The organism is Streptomyces sp. MH60 (assembly GCF_002939385.1).
Taxonomy (GTDB): domain Bacteria; phylum Actinomycetota; class Actinomycetes; order Streptomycetales; family Streptomycetaceae; genus Streptomyces.
The window spans coordinates 130,496-149,025 of sequence record NZ_MULI01000007.1; the positions used below are offsets into that span (position 1 = coordinate 130,496).

Annotated in this window: 21 protein-coding genes; 12 read left to right on the forward strand and 9 right to left on the reverse strand. The window is 72.8% G+C overall.

What is annotated here, in order from left to right; translation table 11 throughout:
• Positions 1-72 precede the first annotated feature (72 nt).
• The 5 genes from BZZ08_RS07815 to BZZ08_RS07835 all read left to right on the forward strand — a co-directional run bounded on the left by BZZ08_RS07815 (position 73) and on the right by BZZ08_RS07835 (position 4,157).
• Positions 73-678, forward strand: a complete 606-nt coding sequence (locus BZZ08_RS07815) for a sulfite oxidase-like oxidoreductase (protein ID WP_104631399.1) — start codon at positions 73-75, stop codon at positions 676-678.
• The gene (locus tag BZZ08_RS07820; protein ID WP_241965404.1) at positions 671-1,447 is read left to right on the forward strand and encodes a ferredoxin reductase; all 777 of its coding nucleotides are present in this window, start codon (positions 671-673) and stop codon (positions 1,445-1,447) included. The genes BZZ08_RS07815 and BZZ08_RS07820 overlap by 8 nt, the downstream gene beginning before the upstream one ends.
• 152 nt (positions 1,448-1,599) lie before the next feature.
• Entirely contained in the window at positions 1,600-2,184 is a 585-nt protein-coding gene (locus BZZ08_RS07825) for an Rv1733c family protein (protein ID WP_104631400.1), read from the forward strand.
• A gap of 118 nt (positions 2,185-2,302) precedes the next feature.
• Entirely contained in the window at positions 2,303-3,271 is a 969-nt protein-coding gene (locus BZZ08_RS07830) for an acetylxylan esterase (RefSeq protein ID WP_104631401.1), read from the forward strand.
• Positions 3,272-3,395: 124 nt separating this feature from the next.
• The gene (locus BZZ08_RS07835) at positions 3,396-4,157 is read left to right on the forward strand and encodes a GntR family transcriptional regulator (protein ID WP_104631402.1); all 762 of its coding nucleotides are present in this window, start codon (positions 3,396-3,398) and stop codon (positions 4,155-4,157) included.
• Between the two features lie 9 nt (positions 4,158-4,166).
• Here BZZ08_RS07835 and BZZ08_RS07840 read toward each other — a convergent pair whose 3' ends face one another.
• Together BZZ08_RS07840 and BZZ08_RS07845 are read right to left on the reverse strand one after the other, a co-directional pair.
• Positions 4,167-4,892, reverse strand: coding sequence for a class I SAM-dependent methyltransferase (locus tag BZZ08_RS07840; RefSeq protein ID WP_104631403.1), 726 nt, complete (start codon positions 4,890-4,892; stop codon positions 4,167-4,169).
• A gap of 4 nt (positions 4,893-4,896) precedes the next feature.
• A complete protein-coding gene (locus tag BZZ08_RS07845) occupies positions 4,897-5,484 on the reverse strand; it encodes a PadR family transcriptional regulator (protein WP_104631404.1) in 588 nt (195 codons plus the stop codon).
• Between the two features lie 80 nt (positions 5,485-5,564).
• On the opposite strand from BZZ08_RS07845, the gene BZZ08_RS07850 reads away from it, so the two are divergent.
• From BZZ08_RS07850 to BZZ08_RS07860, 3 genes are all read left to right on the forward strand, one after another.
• Positions 5,565-5,975, forward strand: coding sequence for a nuclear transport factor 2 family protein (locus BZZ08_RS07850; RefSeq protein ID WP_104631405.1), 411 nt, complete (start codon positions 5,565-5,567; stop codon positions 5,973-5,975).
• A gap of 350 nt (positions 5,976-6,325) precedes the next feature.
• A complete protein-coding gene (gene rho, locus BZZ08_RS07855) occupies positions 6,326-7,465 on the forward strand; it encodes a transcription termination factor Rho (protein WP_104631406.1) in 1,140 nt (379 codons plus the stop codon).
• Positions 7,466-7,588: 123 nt separating this feature from the next.
• Complete coding sequence (locus BZZ08_RS07860; RefSeq protein WP_198601353.1) at positions 7,589-8,764, forward strand: D-alanyl-D-alanine carboxypeptidase family protein; 1,176 nt, start codon at positions 7,589-7,591, stop codon at positions 8,762-8,764.
• Positions 8,765-8,779: 15 nt separating this feature from the next.
• On the opposite strand, the gene BZZ08_RS07865 is transcribed toward BZZ08_RS07860, so the two are convergent.
• Entirely contained in the window at positions 8,780-9,712 is a 933-nt protein-coding gene (locus tag BZZ08_RS07865; protein ID WP_198601354.1) for a glutaminase, read from the reverse strand.
• A 135-nt stretch (positions 9,713-9,847) separates the two neighbouring features.
• Here BZZ08_RS07865 and BZZ08_RS07870 point away from each other — a divergent pair, with 135 nt between their 5' ends.
• Positions 9,848-10,906, forward strand: a complete 1,059-nt coding sequence (locus BZZ08_RS07870) for a fatty acid desaturase family protein (protein ID WP_198601355.1) — start codon at positions 9,848-9,850, stop codon at positions 10,904-10,906.
• 25 nt (positions 10,907-10,931) lie between these two features.
• On the opposite strand, the gene BZZ08_RS07875 is transcribed toward BZZ08_RS07870, so the two are convergent.
• The 5 genes from BZZ08_RS07875 to BZZ08_RS07895 all read right to left on the reverse strand — a co-directional run bounded on the left by BZZ08_RS07875 (position 10,932) and on the right by BZZ08_RS07895 (position 13,439).
• Positions 10,932-11,768, reverse strand: a complete 837-nt coding sequence (locus BZZ08_RS07875) for an undecaprenyl-diphosphate phosphatase (protein ID WP_104631409.1) — start codon at positions 11,766-11,768, stop codon at positions 10,932-10,934.
• Positions 11,769-11,807: 39 nt separating this feature from the next.
• On the reverse strand, positions 11,808-12,182 hold the full coding sequence (crcB, locus tag BZZ08_RS07880) for a fluoride efflux transporter CrcB (protein ID WP_104631410.1): 375 nt from the start codon (positions 12,180-12,182) through the stop codon (positions 11,808-11,810).
• On the reverse strand, positions 12,179-12,523 hold the full coding sequence (locus BZZ08_RS07885) for a DUF190 domain-containing protein (protein WP_104631411.1): 345 nt from the start codon (positions 12,521-12,523) through the stop codon (positions 12,179-12,181). The genes crcB (BZZ08_RS07880) and BZZ08_RS07885 overlap by 4 nt, the downstream gene beginning before the upstream one ends.
• Entirely contained in the window at positions 12,520-12,984 is a 465-nt protein-coding gene (gene crcB, locus BZZ08_RS07890; RefSeq protein ID WP_104631412.1) for a fluoride efflux transporter CrcB, read from the reverse strand. The genes BZZ08_RS07885 and crcB (BZZ08_RS07890) overlap by 4 nt, the downstream gene beginning before the upstream one ends.
• Positions 12,985-13,151: 167 nt before the next feature.
• The gene (locus BZZ08_RS07895; protein WP_198601356.1) at positions 13,152-13,439 is read right to left on the reverse strand and encodes a helix-turn-helix domain-containing protein; all 288 of its coding nucleotides are present in this window, start codon (positions 13,437-13,439) and stop codon (positions 13,152-13,154) included.
• Positions 13,440-13,568: 129 nt separating this feature from the next.
• Between BZZ08_RS07895 and BZZ08_RS07900 the strand changes: the two genes are divergently transcribed.
• The gene (locus BZZ08_RS07900) at positions 13,569-13,979 is read left to right on the forward strand and encodes a MarR family winged helix-turn-helix transcriptional regulator (protein ID WP_104631414.1); all 411 of its coding nucleotides are present in this window, start codon (positions 13,569-13,571) and stop codon (positions 13,977-13,979) included.
• A gap of 34 nt (positions 13,980-14,013) precedes the next feature.
• Here BZZ08_RS07900 and BZZ08_RS07905 read toward each other — a convergent pair whose 3' ends face one another.
• Entirely contained in the window at positions 14,014-14,424 is a 411-nt protein-coding gene (locus tag BZZ08_RS07905) for an SseB family protein (RefSeq protein WP_076973082.1), read from the reverse strand.
• Positions 14,425-14,636: 212 nt separating this feature from the next.
• Between BZZ08_RS07905 and BZZ08_RS07910 the strand changes: the two genes are divergently transcribed.
• On the forward strand, positions 14,637-16,082 hold the full coding sequence (locus BZZ08_RS07910; RefSeq protein ID WP_104631415.1) for a glyceraldehyde-3-phosphate dehydrogenase: 1,446 nt from the start codon (positions 14,637-14,639) through the stop codon (positions 16,080-16,082).
• Between the two features lie 149 nt (positions 16,083-16,231).
• On the forward strand, positions 16,232-18,514 hold the full coding sequence (locus tag BZZ08_RS07915) for a PI-PLC domain-containing protein (RefSeq protein WP_104631416.1): 2,283 nt from the start codon (positions 16,232-16,234) through the stop codon (positions 18,512-18,514).
• Positions 18,515-18,530 lie beyond the last annotated feature (16 nt).

The window sequence follows — 18,530 nt, forward strand, 5'->3', positions numbered from 1 at the left end:
ACCGTTGACGGGTACGCACTGATCACGCCGGCCGCGGGCAGCCCGCCCCGGCGGCCCGAAAGGCTCCACCGCATGAACACCACCCGAGGCTTCACCGGGCGCCCGCGCGCCGCCCGGCCGGGGCTGCCGCCCGGCCAGTACGACGCGGGCGACGACTGGCCCGTGCTGTCCGCCGAGGTCACGCCAGAGATCGCGCCGGCCGACTGGACCTTCCGTGTGGGCGGCCTGGTGGCCGAGCCCCGCACCTGGGACCTGGCACAGGCCCGCCTGCTGCCGGCGTCCGGGTACGCGGGCGACATCCACTGCGTCACCGGCTGGTCGAAGTTCGGGGTGCGGTTCGGGGGCGTGTCCCTGGACGCCTTCCTGGACGCGGCGGGCCCCCTGCCGTCGGCCACGCACGCGGTCGCCCACGCGCACACCGGCTACACGGCGAACCTGCCGCTCGCCGACCTCACCGGCGGACGGGCCTGGATCGTGTGGGAGTACGACGGGGAGCCGCTCGCCCCCGAGCACGGCGGCCCGGCCCGGCTGGTGGTGCCGCACCTGTACTTCTGGAAGAGCGTGAAGTGGATCGCGGGGCTCGAACTCCTCGACCACGACGAGCCGGGCTTCTGGGAGCAGAACGGCTACCACGCGCGGGGCAATCCCTGGAAGGAGCAGCGGTACTCCGGTGACTGAGACAGCCACGCACACGGCAGGGGCCTTCACACCCCCGGCGCGGTTCGCCGTGCCCGGGCGCATCGAGGTGAACGGCCGGGTGGCCGGGACGTGGCAGACGGCCACGCTCACCGAGATCCACCGCGAGACGCCCGGCGCGTCGACCTTCCGCTTCGCCGTGCCCGGCTGGGCGGGCCACCTGCCCGGCCAGCACCTGATGCTGCGGCTCACCGCCGAGGACGGCTACCGGGCCCAGCGCCACTACTCGCTGGCGTCCGCGCCGGACGAGTCGGGGCACATCGAGCTGACCCTCGACCGGGTGCCGGACGGGGAGGTGTCCGGCTGGTTCCACACGGTGGCGCGGCCCGGCGACCGGATCGAGGTGCGCGGCCCGCTCAGCGGCTTCTTCGCCTGGCCGGGCGACCGGCCCGCGCTGCTGCTCGGCGCCGGTTCCGGCGTCGTACCGCTGATGTCGATGGTGCGGCACCACCGGGCGCGGGGCCTGACGGTGCCGCTGCGTCTCCTCGTGTCGGCGCGCGGCCCCGAGGAGCTGATCTACGCCCGTGAGTTCGGCGCGGAGACGACGCCGGTGTTCACCCGCACCGCGCCGGCCGGGACGCCCGTGGGCCGGCTGACGTCCGCGCACCTGGCGCCGCTCCTGTCCGAGCCGCCCGCCGGCGGCTGGGAGGCGTACGTGTGCGGGTCGAACGCGTTCGCGGAGCACGCCTCGCGGCTGCTGGTGGCGGCCGGACAGCCGGTGGAGCGGATCCGGATCGAACGCTTCGGCTGATCCCGCCCGGTTCGTGAGCGAGGCCCGCAGGACTGGGTACCAGTCCTAGTGCGGGCACTCGCACACGTGGCGCGACACGAAGGCACGGCGGCCCCCGCACCCGACGGCCGTCCGCCCGCCCCTCCGGTCGCGGTGATCGCGGGGAGGTCGACATGCGAACCCGGGTACGCGGCTGGCGCTGGCGGCGCAATCGTCTGCGGCGCCGGTCGGACGTCGTCGAGGCGTGGACCACGGTGGTCGTCGCCCTCCTGCTGTTCGTGGCCGCTCCGCTGCTCGGTGCCGCCACCGCGTGGTGGGGCTACGGACAGGCCCGGGCCATCGTCGCCGAGCAACGGGCCGAGCGGCACCACGTCCGTGCCACGGTCGTGGACCGGACCCCCGACGCCCTGTCGACGGGACAGCTCGGCGGACAGCACACCTACCGTGCGACCGTCCACTGGAGGGCGGCGGACGGCGCGGAGAAGAGCACCACGGCCCGGGTGCCGGCCGGCACCCGGCACGGGGACGCCGTCGACGTGTGGCTGGACTCCCACGGCCAGAGCGTGCCCCCGCCGTCGGACGGTGCCGAGATCTGGCAGCACAGCGCCACCATCGGCTCGTTCACCACCATCGGGACGGCGCTCACGGTGCTGCTCGCGCACCGCGCCGTACGAGCGGTGGCGCTGCGCCGGCGCATGGCGGAATGGGACCGCGACTGGGCCCTCACCGAGCCTCGGTGGACCCATCGCCGGGCCTGACCGCACCCCCGCCCGCGCGCTTCCCGAGTACGGCCGGACCTGGCCTTTTCACGAACCGCTCACGTACCGTGTGATCATCCGTACGGTCTGACGCGTCTCCCCGCAAAGGCGGTTCTCGATGGCCCTGTTCGACCTTCCGCTCGACGAACTCCACGCCTACCGCAGCGCGTCGGCCGAGCCCGAGGACTTCGACGCGTTCTGGAGCAAGACGCTCGCCGAGGCCCGCGAGCACGACCTGGACGCCCGCTTCGAACCGGTCGACACGGGGCTGTCCACGGTGCGGGTGTACGACGTGACGTTCGCCGGGTTCGGCGGTCACCCGGTGAAGGGCTGGCTGACCCTGCCGGCCGCGGCGTCCGAGCCGTTGCCGCTGGTCGTGGAGTTCGTCGGGTACGGCGGCGGACGCGGGCTGCCGCACGAGCACCTGCTGTGGGCGTCCACCGGCCGGGCCCACTTCGTGATGGACACCCGCGGCCAGGGCAGCGCCTGGGGCGGCGGTGGCGGGACCCCCGACCCCGTCGGCGGCACGCCCGCGTACCCGGGCTTCATGACCCGCGGCCTGGACGCTCCGGAGAACTACTACTACCGCCGGGTCTTCACCGACGCCGTGCGCGCCGTCGAGGCGGCCCGCTCCCACCCGCTGACCGACCCGTCCCGCACGATCGCGCTGGGCGCGAGCCAGGGCGGCGGCATATCGATCGCGGTGGGCGGACTCGTGCCGGACCTGGTCGCCGTCGCGCCGGACGTGCCGTTCCTGTGCGACTTCCCGCGCGCGACCACGCTCACCGACCGGCACCCCTACCGCGAGGTCGGCCTGTACCTGAAGACGCACCGCGGCCGGACCGGGGACGCGCTGCGCACGCTGTCCTATTTCGACGGTGTGCACTTCGCGGCGCGGGGCCGGGCTCCGGCGCTGTTCTCGGCCGCCCTGGAGGACCAGACCTGCCCGCCGTCGACCGTTTTCGCCGCGTTCAACGCCTGGACGCACGAGGACAAGACGATCGAGGTGTACGACTTCAACGATCACGAGGGCGGCGGGCCGTACCAGGAGGCCGCCAAGCTGCGCTGGCTGAGCCGCCACGCCTGAGGTCCGTGGGTGGTGTTTCGGCCGAACCGGCGGACCGGTCTTCCCAGCTGGTTTAGACCAATGGTACTCCTGGTGGCGCACCGAGCCCGCGCGGCTACCGTACGTCATCAACAGGAGGCGCGGCATGGCCCGCACCACCCCGCACGTCCCGTCCCCCGCCGACCCGCCGACCGCCGACGCCCGGGCGCCCCTGTACCGACGGGTGGCGGACCAGCTGCTGGGCGAGTTGCGCGACGGGACCGCCCCACCGGGTGAACGCCTGCCCGGTGAGCGCCGGCTGGCGGAGCACTTCGGCGTCAGCCGGGAGACCGTACGGCAGGCGCTGGACGTGCTGCGCAGGGACGGTCTGCTCACCACCGACCGGCGGGGCAGTCACGTCGCGCTGCCGGGGCCGCCGGCCGGGAGTGCGGCACCCCTGGTCTTCCCGGTCGGCGCCCGGGCGGCGGAGCCGCGCACCGGTGACCGTGCCACCGTGGTCTGGGGGACTCCGCCGCCGGAGCACGCCGCGGCGCTGGGGCTGGCGCCGGGCCGGCCGACCCTGATGCACCACTACACGTCGGCGGCGGCCGGGGGCGACGGCCGGCGGACGGCCGTGACATCGTTTTCCGCGGTGGCGCTCGCCGAGGTCGAGGAACTGGCCCGCTATCGCGACCGCGCCGACGGGGTCGCCCGCGCGCAGCTGCGGCGGGCCTACGACTGGATGCGCCGGGCGGGCCTGACGCTGCATCACCGGGACACCATCACGCTCCAGCCCGACACCGCGTCGGTCCGGGTCGTACGGCGGGTGCACGACCAGTACGCGCGACCGCTGGAGATCACCGACCTCCTGGTGGACACCCGGCAGGACGCCCTGGTCTACGAGTTCACCCTGCCGGCGGCGGGCTGACCCGGCGCGCTACGGGAGTCGCCGGGCCACGACCAGCCGGACCCGCGGGCTGCCGTCGGGGCGGCGCCCGAACTCCGGCAGGGCGTACAGGTCCGTCCGGAAGCCGGCCCGCGACAGCTCGCGCCCCACGTCCCCGAGCCGGAAGGTCCGGTAGTACATGACGAACGGCGGCCGCCACAGCGCGTTGCGCACCCGCATCGCGGCGTCGAAGCCGAGCAGCGTCCAGTACCCCGGTGAGCCGGGGCGGGGCGGGGCGACGACGGGGAAGGCGAAGCAGCCGTCCGGCCGCAGCACGGAGCGCACCTGGCCGAACAGGCCCGGCAGTTCGCGGGGCAGGAAGTGCCCGAAGGCCCCGAAGCTCACCACGAGGTCGAAGGCGGGGCCGAACGGCAGGGCGCGGGCGTCCGCGCGCACCCAGGAGGCCGCCGGGCCCCGCGGCAGGGTGCGCCCGCGCGCGACCTCCAGCATCCCGGCGCTGAAGTCCACCCCGGTCACGCTCCGTCGGCACACCCGGACCAGCACGTCCAGGCCGGCGCCGGTGCCGCAGCACAGGTCGAGACCGGCGGCGAAGGGTCCCAGCGGCTCCAGCGCCCGGGCCACGGCGTCCAGCACCCGGTCCGGAGTCCGGTACGGGGTCCGGTCGAACTTCGGGGCGAGCAGGTCGTAACCGCGCTCGACCGACGACAGTGCCTGGACGGCGAGTTCGCGCAGGGTGGGGCCCTCGGGGCTGAACATCCGGTCAGCCTAGGGGCTGTCCGGCGGGCCCCGCGGGAGCGCGGCGCCCGTCGAGCACGGTGAGCGCGTACGCGCACCAGCGGGCGTTCTCCCGCTCGAACGCGATCCCGGCGGCCAGCGTGAGGTAGGGCCCGACGCGGTCGGCCTCCCGGAGGTGCTCCTCCTCGGTGCGGCCGTCCAGGAGGCGTTCACGCACCCGCTCGTAGCGGGCGAGCTTGCCCAGCGCCCAGGCCCTGCGCTCCTCGACCAGCGCGCGGACCGCCGCCGGGTCGACGCCGTCCATGGCCTGCATCTTGATCAGGAACTCGTCGCGGATGGCGGTGGGCCGCCGGGTCGGCTCGGCCGCGAAGACGCCCAGTTGCTCCCGGCCCGCTTCGGTGAGCGAGAACAGCCGCTTGGTGGGCCTGCGTTCCTGCGGCACGGTCCGGGCCTCGATGAGTCCGTCGCCCGCGAGGCGCTCCAGCTCCCGGTAGAGCTGCTGCGGCGTGGCGGGCCAGAAGTTGGCGAGCGACACGTCGAACACCTTGGACAGCTCGTAGCCCGAGGCCTCGCCCTCCAGCAGGGCGGCCAGGACGGCGTACTTGAGAGACATGTCGACACGCTAGCAAGCACGGCCCACGACGACTACTCTACTCGACACCTATTCAAATAGTTCAGTATGAAGGAGTGGCGATGCGGGCGTTCCGCGCGGCGGTCGAGGCACACGACATGGACGCCGTCGAAGCACTGCTGGCCGACGACGTGGTGTTCTCCAGCCCCGTCGTCTTCAAGCCCTACCACGGCAAGGCGATCACCGCGGCGATCCTGCGCGCGGTCGAGCGCGTCTTCGAGGACTTCCGCTACGAACGCGTCATCGGGGAGGCGGACGGCCGCGACCACGCGCTGCTCTTCGCGGCGCGGGTGGGCGACCGGGAGATCAGCGGCTGCGACTTCCTGCGCCTCGACGCGTCCGGCCGCATCGCCGAACTCACGGTGATGGTGCGCCCGCTCTCGGGCGCGCAGGCCCTTCAGACGGCCATGGCCGCGCAGTTCGAGCGGATCGCGGAGGAGGCTCAGGAGACTCGGGCGAGTTCGGCCGGCTGAGCCCGGCCCGGCACATCGCGGAAGACGGAACAGCTTTCGCACCGGCCGCGTTGCAGGGTGGGACATCACCTGTCCCACCCCGCCGCCACGGCACACAGTCCCGTGTTACAGTGCACTCAGCACTTGTGTACGCCCCGACGATCGGGGCGCCGGTGCCAGTTTCCCTTCGGTTCGCGGATCCTCCTGTCCTGGTGCGTCCGCTTCTCAGCCCAACCTCGTGAGCAGGGGCTTCGCCCCGCCGTGTCCGAGGTGCTGTTCCCGCCGTCCGGAGGCGTGTCGTCCGACCCCTCGCGCGGCTTCCCCTTCCTTCCGCATGTCCCATGCCCGTGTCCTCGAAAGGACCGACCACCATGACCACCACACTCGAACACCCCCCTGTACAGCAGTCCCCGACCGAGATCGCGAGCGGTGTCCTCGACATCGAGGCGGGCGGGAAGGGGCGCCTTCGGGGCAGGAGCCTGCATCCCGAGCCCTCCGACCTCACCCTCTCCCCCGCGCTGATCCGACGGCACGGGCTGCGCAAGGGCGACCTCGTCGAGGGGGTGTGCGGCGACCGGCGCACCCTGACCGACGTCGTCCGCGTCAACGGCCGCACGCCCGACCGGCGGAGCGCGCGGCGGCACTTCGCCGACCTGACCCCGCTGCACCCGCACGAGCGGCTGCGGCTCGAACACCCGGCGGCCGGCCTCACCGGACGCGTCACCGATCTGATCGCCCCCGTCGGCAAGGGCCAGCGCGGCCTGATCGTGGCTCCGCCGAAGACCGGCAAGACCGTCCTCCTCCAGCAGATCGCCGCCGCGGTGGCGGGCAACCACCCGGAGTCCCGGCTGATGGTGGTGCTGCTCGACGAACGCCCCGAGGAGGTCACCGACATGCGGCGCTCGGTGCGCGGCGAGGTGTACTCCTCGACCTTCGACCAGAGCGCCAAGCAGCACATCGCGCTCGCCGAGCTGGTGATCGAGCGGGCCAAGCGGCTCGTCGAGGCCGGGGAGGACGTCGTCATCCTCCTCGACTCCCTCACCCGGCTGTGCCGGGCGCACAACAACGCCGCCGCCTCCGGTGGCCGCACGCTCAGCGGCGGCGTCGACGCCGGCGCGCTGCTCGGGCCCAAGCGCTTCTTCGGCGCGGCCCGCAAGGCGGAGGAGGGCGGCTCCCTCACCGTCCTCGCCACCGCCCTGGTGGAGACCGGCTCGCGGGCCGACGACTTCTACTTCGAGGAGCTGAAGGGCACCGGCAACATGGAACTGCGGCTGAGCCGGGAGCTGGCCTCCCACCGGGTCTTCCCGGCCGTCGAACTGGTCGGCTCGGGCACCCGGCGCGAGGAGCTGCTGCTCTCCGCCACCGAGGCCACCGCCGTGCGCGGGCTGCGGCGGGCGCTGGGAACCCGGGACGGGCAGTCCGGCCTGGAGACCCTGCTGGAGCGGCTGCGCCGGACGCCGGACAACGCCACGTTCCTGCGGCAGGTGCAGCCGACGCTGCCCGCCGACTGACGCCTGCGCCCGCGGCGCCGACGGGCACCGCCCGCCGGGCCCGGCTACGGCATCCGGGTGGTTGCGGAGCGGACCCGGCCCGGTCAGCGTGGCGGTGCGAGGGGCCGTTCCTACGTTTGCGGTATGACTATCGGATTCTCATCCCGGGCGGCTCGATCCAGCTGCATGCTCTGCGTGGCAGGGCTGCTGACGCTCGTGCCGGCCGCCGCGGCCGCCCCCGCGGAGCGGCCGGACCCCGGCCCGCCCGGCGGCGTCACGGCGGCCCCGCCGTCGCTGCTGTACCGCTCCGGCACCCACGTCCGGCCGCACCCCGGAGCGCCCCGGGTTCCCGATGTCTCCGCCCTGTCCTGGGTCGTGGCCGACGCCGGTACGGGCGATGTGCTGGCGGCGAACGACGCGCACCGCGGGCTGCCGCCGGCCAGCACTCTCAAGACGCTGTTCGCCCTCACCGTGCTGCCCGCCCTGCCGGGCGGCATCCGGCACGAGGTCAGCACCGAGGACCTGTCCGGCATCGGTCCGGGCAGCAGCCTGGTCGGTGTCGTCGAGGGCCAGACGTACCGCGTCTCCGACCTGTGGAACGGCGTCTTCCTCAACTCCGGGAACGACGCCGTGCACGTCCTCGCCTCGCTCGCCGGCGGCTGGAGCGCCACCGCGGCCCGGATGCAGGCCGAGGCCCGCGCGCTCGGCGCCCTCGACACCCACGTCCGCTCGCCCGACGGGTACGACGCCCCGGGCCAGGTCTCGTCGGCGTACGACCTGGCGGTGTTCGGCCGGGAGGGACTGCGGCGCCCCGACTTCGCGCGGTACTGCGCCAGGGTCGACGCGCTGTTCCCCGGCCGCGACGGCGGCTCGTACGGGATCATGAACACCAACCGGCTGCTGACCGGGGCCGACGGCGTGGCACCGTACCCGGGGCTGATCGGCGTCAAGAACGGCTACACCAGCAACGCCGGCAACACCCTCGTCGCCGCCGCCCGCCGCGGCGGACGCACCCTGGTCGTCACGGTGATGAACCCTCAGGAGGGCGGCGGCCACGCCGTGTACGAGGAGGCCCGTTCGCTGCTCGACTGGGGTTTCGAGGCGGCCGGCGAGGTCGACCCGGTGGGCTCGCTGGCCCACGGGGGCGTCCGGCCCCGGCAGGGACCGCAGGCCGTCCCCGCGGCGGCGACCGCGGCGAAGCCGGCCGAGGACGAGCCGGGCTGGCCGGAGACCGGCGCGATCCTGGGCGTGGCGGCGCTCGGCGCGGGCGTCATGGCGCTCGCCCTGCGGCTCAGGCTCGTACGGGACGACGGCAGTTGACGCGAGCGTCGTGGTTCAGAACACCGACAGCCCCGTGAGCGTCGTGAAGCGGTCCAGGGCCGCCACCCCGGCCACCGAGTTGCCCCGCTCGTCCAGGCCGGGACTCCACACGCACAGCGTGCAGTGCCCCGGTACGACCGCGATGATGCCGCCGCCCACCCCGCTCTTGCCCGGCAGTCCCACCCGGTGGGCGAAGTCGCCGGCCGCGTCGTAGGTCCCGCAGGTCAGCATCACCGCGTTGACCTGTTTGGCCCGGCTGCGGCTGAGCAGCCGGCTGCCGTCGGCGCGGATGCCGTGCCGGGCCAGGAATCCGGTCGCCAGGGCGAGGTCGGCGCAGGAGGCGCTGACGGAGCACTGGCGGAAGTACTGTTCGAGGAGCACCGGCACGGGGTTGTCGATGTTCCCGTACGACGCCATGAAGTGCGCCAGCGCGGCGTTCCGGTCGCCGTGCGCGGCCTCGGAGGCGGCGACCTCCTCGTCGTGGGTGAGGTCCGGGTTGCCGCTCTCCGCGCGCAGGAAGGCGAGCAGTTCACCGGCCGCGTCGCCGGTGCGGGTGTGCAGCCGGTCGGTGACGACGAGGGCGCCCGCGTTGATGAACGGGTTGCGCGGGATGCCGTTCTCGTACTCCAGCTGCACCAGGGAGTTGAACGGGTTGCCGGACGGCTCGCGGCCCACGTGCTCCCACAGGGCGTCGCCCTCCCTGGCCAGGTCGAGGGCGAGGGTGAAGACCTTGGTGAGGGACTGCGCGGAGAACGGCTCCCGCCAGTCCCCCACTCCGTACACCGTGCCGTCGAGTTCGGCGACGGCCATGCCGAAACGGCGCGGGTCGCGGGCGGCGAGGGCGGGGATGTAGTCGGCGGGCCGGCCGCTGCCCGGGGTCCGCTCGATCTCCTCGGCGATGCGCTCCAGGACCGGCCGGAAGGTCGTCGGTGTGCTCATGATCGCCATTCTCCCTCCGGGCCGGTCCGGGCGGCGGGAGGCCGACGGTGGGTGGACCCCCGGACCGGGGTGGTGCTGGCCTCACCCCCGTTTCGGGGGCGGACGCCATTCTGCGGCGGGGAGATCGTCCACATACTCAGGTGCATGGTCGAATCAACGGTGCTCGTCGAGAGCCTGCCCAAGCCCGCACGGGAAAAGGGACGCGAAAAGGGGAGCGACTTCTCCGAACTCTCACGGCGCATAGCCGACGCGGATCTGCTCCGGCGCCGCCCGCTGTACTACACGGTCCGTTTCGGCGCCGTCGCCCTCGCGCTCGCCGGCGGTGTCGCCGCGTTCGTCTCCCTGGGGGACAGCTGGAGCCAGCTGTTCGTCGCGGTCGCGCTCGCCGTCGTCTTCGGCCAGCTCGGACTGGCGGCCCACGACCTCGCCCACCGGCAGGTCTTCACACGCCGGCGCCCCAGCGAGGCGGGCGGTCTGCTGGTGGCCAACCTGCTGCTCGGCATGAGCTACGGCTGGTGGATGAACAAGCACACCCGCCACCACGCGAACCCGAACCACGAGGAGAAGGACCCGGACGTCTCCCCCGACATCCTGGTGTGGTCGCGAGGCCAGGCCGACAGGGCGACCGGGCTGCCGCGGTTCGTCGGCAAGCACCAGGCCGCCCTGTTCTTCCCGCTGCTGACGCTGGAGGGCCTCAATCTGAGCTTCAACAGCTTCAAGGCGCTCGGCAGCCGGGCCGTGAAGCGGCCGGTGCTGGAGGGCACGCTGCTCGTCGCCCACTTCGCGCTGTACTTCGGCGGCCTGTTCACGGTCCTCTCGCCGGGCAGGGCGCTCGTCTTCCTCGCCGTGCACCAGGGTCTGTTCGGGATCTACCTGGGCTCGGTCTTCGCGCCCAACCACAAGGGCATGCCGATGATCGAGGAGGGCATGCGGCTGGACTTCCTGCGCCGTCAGGTCCTCACCTCCCGCAACGTGCGGGGCGGCGTGCTCGTCGACGCCTTCATGGGCGGCCTGAACTACCAGATCGAACACCACCTCTTCCCCAGCATGCCGACCCCCGCACTCGGCCGGGCCCAGGCCATCACCGAGGCGTACTGCGCCGAGCTGGGCGTGCCGTACCACCAGACGGGGCTGCTGGCCTCGCACCGCGAGGCCCTGCGGCACATGAGGAGCGTCGGGGAGCCGCTGCGCGCGGCCCGCTGAACGGGCGGCGCCCGGCGCCCCGCGGTCAGCTGTGCAGCACGCCCGCGCCGAGCAGCCCGAACAGCAGGACGCCGACCGCGATCCGGTAGACGACGAACGCGTTGAAGGAGTGCTTGGCGACGAACTTCAGCAGCCAGGCGATGGAGGCGTAGGCCACCACGAAGGAGACGAGGGTGCCGGCCGCCAGGGGCGCGGCACCCGCTCCGGTGCCCAGGGCGTCCTTCAGCTCGTACAGGCCCGCTCCGGTCAGGGCCGGGATGCCGAGGAAGAAGGACAGCCGGGTGGCGGCGACCCGGTCGAGGTCGAGCATCAGGGCGGTGGACATGGTGGCGCCGGAGCGGGAGAAGCCGGGGAAGAGCAGGGCGAGGATCTGCGAGCCGCCGACCAGCATCGCGTCCTTGAACGACGTGTCGTCCTCGCCGCGCTTGTGCCGGCCGGTGCGGTCGGCCCACCACATCACGCCGCTGCCGACGATCAGCGAGCCCGCGACCACCCACAGCGAGGCGAGCGGGCCCTTGATCAGAGGCTTGGCGGCCAGGCCGACGAGGACGATGGGGACGGTGGCGAAGATGACCCACCAGGCGAACTTGTAGTCGTGGTGGTACCGCTCGTCGCGGTCGCGCAGCCCGCGCGCCCAGGCGGAGACGATCCGCGCGATGTCCTTGGAGAAGTAGACGAGCACGGCGGCGATCGCGCCGACCTGGATGACCGCGGAGAAGCCGATGACGGCGTCGTCGTCGACGGGGATGCCCATCAGACCCTCGACGATCTTGAGATGTCCGGTGGAGGAGACGGGCAGGAACTCGGTCACCCCCTCGACGGCTCCGAGAACGATGGCCTGACCGATGCTGATGGCGCTCATGGCATCCAGTTCCTACTACACCAGCCTGTGAGCCCGGCGTCAGGTCCAGAGCGCGTCGGCCAGCGTCACCCCCGCGAACGCCGCCGCGAGGCCGGCCGCCACGCTCCCCACCACGTTCACGGCGGCCTGCAGGCGCGCACCGGTCTCGGTCAGCCGGAGCGTCTCGTAGGAGAAGGTCGAGTAGGTGGTGAGGGCGCCGCACAGCCCGGTTCCCAGCAGCAGCCGCACCTCGGAGCCGGCGGCGCCGGCCAGGGCGGCGCCGGTCAGCAGGCCGAGGACCAGGCTGCCGATCACGTTCACCGTGAAGGTGCCCCAGGGGAAGACGGAGTCGTGCCGGGACTGCACGGCCCGGTCGGTGAGGTAGCGCAGCGGCGCGCCGACCATGCCGCCGGCGACGACCAGCAGCCAGTTCACGACGGCCTCCCGCCCTCGTACCTGACGACCTCGCACGGGTCGAGGGTGACCAGGCCCTCGGTGACGAGTTCGTCGAGCAGCGGCAGGAAGTCACGGACCCGCTCCTCGGTGTCGACGATGACGACGGCCACCGGGAGGTCCTCGCTCAGGGACAGCAGCCTGGTGGTGTGGACCAGCGAGGAGGCACCGAAGCCCTCGACGCCGCGGAAGACGCTGGCGCCCGCGAGGCCCGCCGCGTGGGCGCGGTGGACGATCTCCGAGTACAGGGGGCGGTGGTGCCAGGTGTCGTTCTCGCCGACGTAGACGGTCAGGCGCAGGGCACTGCCGGTCAGCCTCGTCATGACTGCCTCCACTTCAGGACCCGGCGGGCCGCCCATGCGGCGAGCCACACCGCCGTGAGCGCCGCGAGCGGGGTCGCGGCGAGGTAGGCCAGGCCGGTGGGGACCCGGCCGTCGGCGAACAGGGACCGGGTGTCGACCGCGTAGGTGGAGAACGTGGTGAAGCCGCCGAGCACGCCGGTGCCGAAGAAGGGCCGGACCAGGCGGTGGGCCGGACGTACCTCGGTGACGACCACCATGAACACGCCGATCACGGCGCAGCCCGCGACATTGACCACGAAGGTCGTCCAGGGGAAGCCCCCGCTCTGCGTCGGCCACCCCAGAAGGGCCGCGTAGCGGGCGGCGGCGCCGGTGCCGCCGCCGAGGGCCACGGCCGCGACGACCGGCGCCTGGGCGCGCCACCCGGACCGGCTCGGGGCGGCGGCCCGGACCCCGCCGGGACGCCAGGTCTTCGGGACTGTCATGTCCGTACGTCTCCTACTCGCCGGGCAGGGGGACGCCCCCGTGCGCAAGTCAAGTAGGGACCGTTGGCGGCGCCTGAGCCGCGGTTCGGGTACGGCGCCCGGGTCACTCCGGGAGGTGCCCGGTCACGCCGGGAAGGTGCCCGGTCACGCCGGGAGGGTGCCCGTGCCTACCAGCCCTTCTCGAACATCCGCGCCACCTCGGCGATCCGCACCTCGTCGCGCCGGTAGTACGTGCGACGGCGGATCCTCCGGGCGCGGAGCAGGCCGAGACCGGCGAGGAGGCCCAGGTGGGTCTCGGCCACCCGACGGGACACCCCCAGTTTCGCGGCGACGGGGCCCGCGTGGACACCGTGCTCGACGGGGTCGACGCGGCGTTGCGACGGGAAGTGCGCGGCCGGGTCCTTCAGCCACTCCAGGATGTCGAGACGCGTGCCGTGGACGGGGGTCCTGAGCATCTCGTCCTCCCTCCGCGCGAGCCCGCCCCTGCCGTGTCCCTCCACCTTCCCGCAGCCGGGATCCCGTTGTCCGGCAACCGGGCCATTTGCACATTCAACCAATATCGGTTCCGGTGCTACCGTTCACCCATGGGAGCCAGGACGGCCGGTGCGCGGCTCGAGGAACGGTGGCGGGACATCCTGTCGGTGCACGCGCGCACGATGTGCGAGATCGACCGGGCACTGCACCCGCACGGCCTGGGCGCGAGCGACTTCGAGGTGCTCGACCTCCTCGTGACCGAGGGGCCCGGGGCCGGTGACCGGTGCCGGGTGCAGAACCTGGTCGGCCGGGTCCACCTGAGCCAGAGCGCGCTGTCCCGGCTGATCGCCCGGCTGGAGAAGGACGGGCTGGTGCAGCGCTCCATGTGCGCGGAGGACCGGCGCGGCGTGTACGTCACGCTGACCCCCAGGGGCCGGGACCTGCACGCCGAGATACTGCCGCTGCAGCGGGCCGCGCTGGCCCGCACGCTCGGCGACGACGACGAGGGCCCCCGCCCCTGAGGGGAGCGGAGGCCCTCGCCATCGGTCCCGCCCCCTAAGGACGGGCCAGCAGGGTGCGCACGCCGTCCGACGTGAGGGTGAGGCGGTGCTCCGAGCCGGCGTCGATGGACAGCGACAGGTCGTCGGCCGGCCACTGCGCGGCGAGGGCACCCAGCGGCACCATGCGGTAGCGGGAGACGTACGGCAGCAGGTCCGCCATCTCCAGCTCCGAGGTGAACACGGGCACCACCTGGCGGCCGCCCTGCTGTTCCAGTACCGGCAGCGCCAGCATGCCCGGGTCGGCGGCGTCCTGGTCGTTCGCGTCGTCGGGCACCGGCACGAGGACGTCGCTGCTCGCGAGCGTGTCGAGCGCCGCCGTGTTGTCGGCGGCCTCGGGGGTCTCGGCGAGCGTGTCCAGTGCCCGCTGGGCGGGCGTCACGGGGTGGTCGTTCGCGGGTGTCTCCATGGCTGATTCCCTGGTAGCGGCGGTGTTGCGGCCCACGCGGGTGATCGGCGCGGACACGGTCCAGCCTCGCGTACCCGGTACGTCCACGGCGCAATCCTGTTCGGGACACGCACCCGGTGCCGTACTCATCTGATCGACCGGGGGCCCACTTGATCGATCATCGACATGGTGGGGTTAGCATATGAGCGCCGCCTAGCTCGAAAGATAGAGACGTGACTGTCAACGACGACTCGTTCACCAACTGGAAGCACCGCGAAGAGACCGCGGAATCGATGATCCCGATGATCGGGAAGCTGCACCGGGAGCAGGACGTCACGATCCTGCTGCACAGCCGTTCCCTGGTGAACAAGTCGGTGGTCAGCATCCTCAAGACCCACCGCTTCGCCCGCCAGATCGCCGGGGCGGAGCTGTCGGTCACCGAGACGATGCCCTTCCTGCGGGCGCTCACCACGCTCGACCTCGGGCCCTCGCAGATCGACCTCGGCATGCTCGCCGCGACCTACCGGACCGACGACCGGGGTCTGTCGGTCGAGGAGTTCACGGCCGAGGCCGTCGCCGGGGCCACCGGCGCCAACAAGATCGACCGGCGTGCGGGCCGCGACGTCGTCCTGTACGGCTTCGGCCGCATCGGCCGCCTCGTCGCCCGGCTGCTCATCGAGAAGGCGGGCTCGGGCAACGGGCTGCGGCTGCGCGCCGTCGTCGTCCGGGGCGGCGGCGAGCAGGATCTCGTCAAGCGCGCCTCGCTGCTGCGCCGCGACTCCGTGCACGGCCAGTTCCAGGGCACGATCACCGTCGACGAGGACAACAGCACGATCCTCGCCAACGGCAACGCCATCAAGGTGATCTACGCGGACGACCCGACCCAGGTCGACTACACGGCGTACGGCATCAAGGACGCCATCCTCATCGACAACACCGGCAAGTGGCGCGACCGCGAGGGCCTGTCGAAGCATCTGCGCCCGGGCATCGACAAGGTCGTGCTGACCGCGCCGGGCAAGGGCGACGTCCCGAACATCGTCCATGGCGTCAACCACGACACCATCAAGCCGGACGAGCGGATCCTGTCCTGCGCGTCCTGCACCACCAACGCGATCGTCCCGCCGCTGAAGGCGATGGAGGACGAGTACGGGGTGCTGCGCGGTCACGTGGAGACGGTGCACTCCTTCACCAACGACCAGAACCTGCTGGACAATTACCACAAGTCGGACCGCCGAGGCCGCAGCGCGCCGCTGAACATGGTCATCACCGAGACCGGCGCCGCCTCCGCCGTCGCCAAAGCGCTGCCCGACCTGAAGGCGCGGATCACCGGCAGCTCGATCCGGGTGCCGGTGCCGGACGTGTCGATCGCGATCCTCAACCTCCAGCTGGCCCGGGAGGCCAGCCGCGAAGAGGTCGTGGACCACCTGCGCGAGGTGTCGCTGACCTCGCCGCTCAAGCGCCAGATCGACTTCATCAGCGCGCCCGACGCCGTCTCCAGCGACTTCATCGGCTCGCGCCACGCCTCGATCGTGGACGCCGGCGCGCTGAAGGTCGAGGGCGACAACGCGATCCTCTACCTCTGGTACGACAACGAGTTCGGCTACTCCTGCCAGGTCGTCCGCGTCGTGCAGCACGTCTCCGGGGTGGAGTATCCGACGTACCCGGCTCCGGCGGTCTGATCCGCGCCACGGCCACGTGAGGGGCGGTGGGACGACGGTCCCCACCGCCCCTCACGCGTGCCGGTGCACGGGGCGGGGCATGCGTGTGATGGCACTCCCCCGTCCGGCCGCCGTGCGGCACGACGGCCGGCTGACATGAGAATGGTTCCATGAACGCACTGTTCCGGCGCCCGCCCTGGGTCGAGGTGCTGGTCTGGTGCGTGGCGGTGCTGAGCCTGACCGTCCTCGCCGCGGCGGCCGTCGTCCGCAGCACGGTGCTGGACCCCGGGTTCTACGGCAAGGTGCTGGAGGACGAGCGCGCCTACCAGCGCTTCTACGACGAGGTGCTGGTGGACCCGGGCAGTACGCCGTTCACCAGCGACCTGCTGGACCGGCTGCCCGTGCCGCAGTCGACCATCACCTCGAACCTCAAGGTGGTGATCCCGCCGGAGACGCTGCGGACCATGGGCGACGGGCAGATCGCGGAAATGGTCCACTACCTGGAGGGCGACCGCGACCGGCTGCGGATCACGGTCGACCTGGAGCCCGTCGTCGCGAACGTCGAGCGGCTCAGCCAGGCGTACTTCGGCGACGCCGTCGCCGCGCTCCAGAAGCGGTCCGAACCCGACTTCCAGGCCTTCGTGCAACGCGTGTCGGAACTGGTGGCGCGGGTGGTGGCCGGTGAGGCGCCGCTGGACGAGCTGCCGACGCTGCCGCTCTCGCACGGCCAGGCGGTCGCGGCCACCGACGCGCTGATGCGTCTGGTGCCGGACGGCACGGCGCGCGACGGGGTCAGATCCACCGTGCTGACGGCGCTGGACCGGGGCGACGTGGCCTCGGCCCTGGCCGCGATCGCCCCGGTCGCCCTGACCGACCAGGTCCGGGACGCCGCCGAGGAGCTGTTGCGGGAGGCGAGGCAGGGCACCTGGGTCGTCACCGTCGACGTCGAGCCCGGAACCGAGGCGCTGGCCCCGCTGGACCGCGCCCGGAACGTGACCCGGCTCTTCCAGGACGTGGTGGAACCGGCGGCGGCCGTGCTGTGCGCCGCCGCGCTCACCCTGCTGTGGTTCCTGACGCCGTCGCCCGCCAAGCGCCGGCTGATTCCGCTGGGCTGGGTGCCGGCCGCCGCGGCCGCCCTCATGGCCCTCACCGTGCTCGTGCTGCGGCTCACGCTGGGCGACACGCTGTTCGGCACGCCGAGGTCGTGGCCGCCCGCGGCCTCGGGTCTGCTCGCCGACGTCCAGGCCGCCGCGCTCGACCGGCTGCTGACCACCGCCGTCGTCGTCGCGGTGATCCTGCTCGCCGCGGGCGCCCTGCTGATCACCGTCGGCTGGGTCTGGCAGACCCGGCCCAGCGTGCCGGTCCTCACCGATCCGCGGCACGTTCCGGCGCTGACGTTCACCGTCACCGCCGTCGCCCTCGTCGGGACGATGCTGGCGCCGGTGGCGATCACCGGCTCCTCCCCGCGCATCTGCCAGGGCAGCGCCGAGCTGTGCGAGGCCCGTTACGACGAGATCGCCCAGCTGGCGTCGCACAACGCGATGGCGACGACGGCCGACCGGTTCATCGGCCCGCTCCAGGACCCGGACATCGTCGGCCAGCTGGGTGCGGGATCGCGGGTCCTGCTGCTCGACACCCACCGCTGGGAGCGGCCCGAGGAGGTCGCGGAGCGGTTGAGCACCTCGGACTTCTCCCCCGCCGAGCGCCGCCGGCTGACCACGATCCTCAAGCGGGTGAACCCGCCCCACCCGGGTCTGTGGCTGTGCCACTCGGTGTGCGGCGCCGGAGCCCTCGAACTGGAGCCGACGCTGCGGCAGATCGGTGAGTGGCTGCGCGACAACCCCACGGAGATCGTCACGCTGATCCTCCAGGACGGCGTGGACGCGGTGACGACCCAGGACGCCTTCGTCCGGGCCGGTCTTTCGGACCTGCTCTACGAGCCGGACCGGGACCCGGACCGTCCGTGGCCGAAGCTCGGCGAGATGATCGACAGCGGTCGGCGGCTGGTCGTCTTCGCGGAGAAGGCGGACGGGCCCGCGCCCTGGTACTGGAACCTCTACCGGTACGGCATGGAGACGCCGTTCGCCTTCCGCAGCCCGGACGAGATGTCCTGCCTGCCCAACCGGGGCGGCTCGGACAAGCGGCTGTTCCTGCTGAACCACTTCGTCACCGCGGGCGGCGGGCTGCGGCTCGACGCCGGGATCGTCAACTCCCGGCAGCGGGTGCTGGAGCGGGCGCACACCTGTGAACGGCAGCGCGGCCGGCCGGTCAACTTCATCGCGGTGGACTACGCGACGATCGGCGACGCGATCGGGGCGGTGAACGAACTCAACGCCGAGCGCGTGAAGGACGGCACCAGGGTCCCCGTCGAGCGCACACCCGGCCGGCTCCCGGGCGCGGCGGAAGCCCGGCGGCGCGGCGGTGCTCCGCGCCGCCGGACGGTCCTCCGCTGACCGGCTGCTGCCTGGT

Bases quoted from the DNA above. Each gene is read 5' to 3' on its own strand.
- BZZ08_RS07835 (WP_104631402.1), top strand. From the start codon at position 3,396: ATGGCCCGCACCACCCCGCACGTCCCGTCCCCCGCCGACCCGCCGACC.
- crcB (WP_104631412.1), bottom strand. From the start codon at position 12,984: ATGACAGTCCCGAAGACCTGGCGTCCCGGCGGGGTCCGGGCCGCCGCC.
- BZZ08_RS07865 (WP_198601354.1), bottom strand. From the start codon at position 9,712: ATGGCGATCATGAGCACACCGACGACCTTCCGGCCGGTCCTGGAGCGC.
- BZZ08_RS07870 (WP_198601355.1), top strand. From the start codon at position 9,848: ATGGTCGAATCAACGGTGCTCGTCGAGAGCCTGCCCAAGCCCGCACGG.
- BZZ08_RS07830 (WP_104631401.1), top strand. From the start codon at position 2,303: ATGGCCCTGTTCGACCTTCCGCTCGACGAACTCCACGCCTACCGCAGC.
- BZZ08_RS07885 (WP_104631411.1), bottom strand. From the start codon at position 12,523: ATGACGAGGCTGACCGGCAGTGCCCTGCGCCTGACCGTCTACGTCGGC.
- BZZ08_RS07900 (WP_104631414.1), top strand. From the start codon at position 13,569: ATGGGAGCCAGGACGGCCGGTGCGCGGCTCGAGGAACGGTGGCGGGAC.
- BZZ08_RS07840 (WP_104631403.1), bottom strand. From the start codon at position 4,892: ATGTTCAGCCCCGAGGGCCCCACCCTGCGCGAACTCGCCGTCCAGGCA.
- BZZ08_RS07895 (WP_198601356.1), bottom strand. From the start codon at position 13,439: ATGCTCAGGACCCCCGTCCACGGCACGCGTCTCGACATCCTGGAGTGG.
- BZZ08_RS07815 (WP_104631399.1), top strand. From the start codon at position 73: ATGAACACCACCCGAGGCTTCACCGGGCGCCCGCGCGCCGCCCGGCCG.
- BZZ08_RS07915 (WP_104631416.1), top strand. From the start codon at position 16,232: ATGAACGCACTGTTCCGGCGCCCGCCCTGGGTCGAGGTGCTGGTCTGG.
- BZZ08_RS07860 (WP_198601353.1), top strand. From the start codon at position 7,589: ATGACTATCGGATTCTCATCCCGGGCGGCTCGATCCAGCTGCATGCTC.
- BZZ08_RS07845 (WP_104631404.1), bottom strand. From the start codon at position 5,484: ATGTCTCTCAAGTACGCCGTCCTGGCCGCCCTGCTGGAGGGCGAGGCC.
- BZZ08_RS07875 (WP_104631409.1), bottom strand. From the start codon at position 11,768: ATGAGCGCCATCAGCATCGGTCAGGCCATCGTTCTCGGAGCCGTCGAG.
- BZZ08_RS07825 (WP_104631400.1), top strand. From the start codon at position 1,600: ATGCGAACCCGGGTACGCGGCTGGCGCTGGCGGCGCAATCGTCTGCGG.
- BZZ08_RS07850 (WP_104631405.1), top strand. From the start codon at position 5,565: ATGCGGGCGTTCCGCGCGGCGGTCGAGGCACACGACATGGACGCCGTC.
- BZZ08_RS07905 (WP_076973082.1), bottom strand. From the start codon at position 14,424: ATGGAGACACCCGCGAACGACCACCCCGTGACGCCCGCCCAGCGGGCA.
- rho (WP_104631406.1), top strand. From the start codon at position 6,326: ATGACCACCACACTCGAACACCCCCCTGTACAGCAGTCCCCGACCGAG.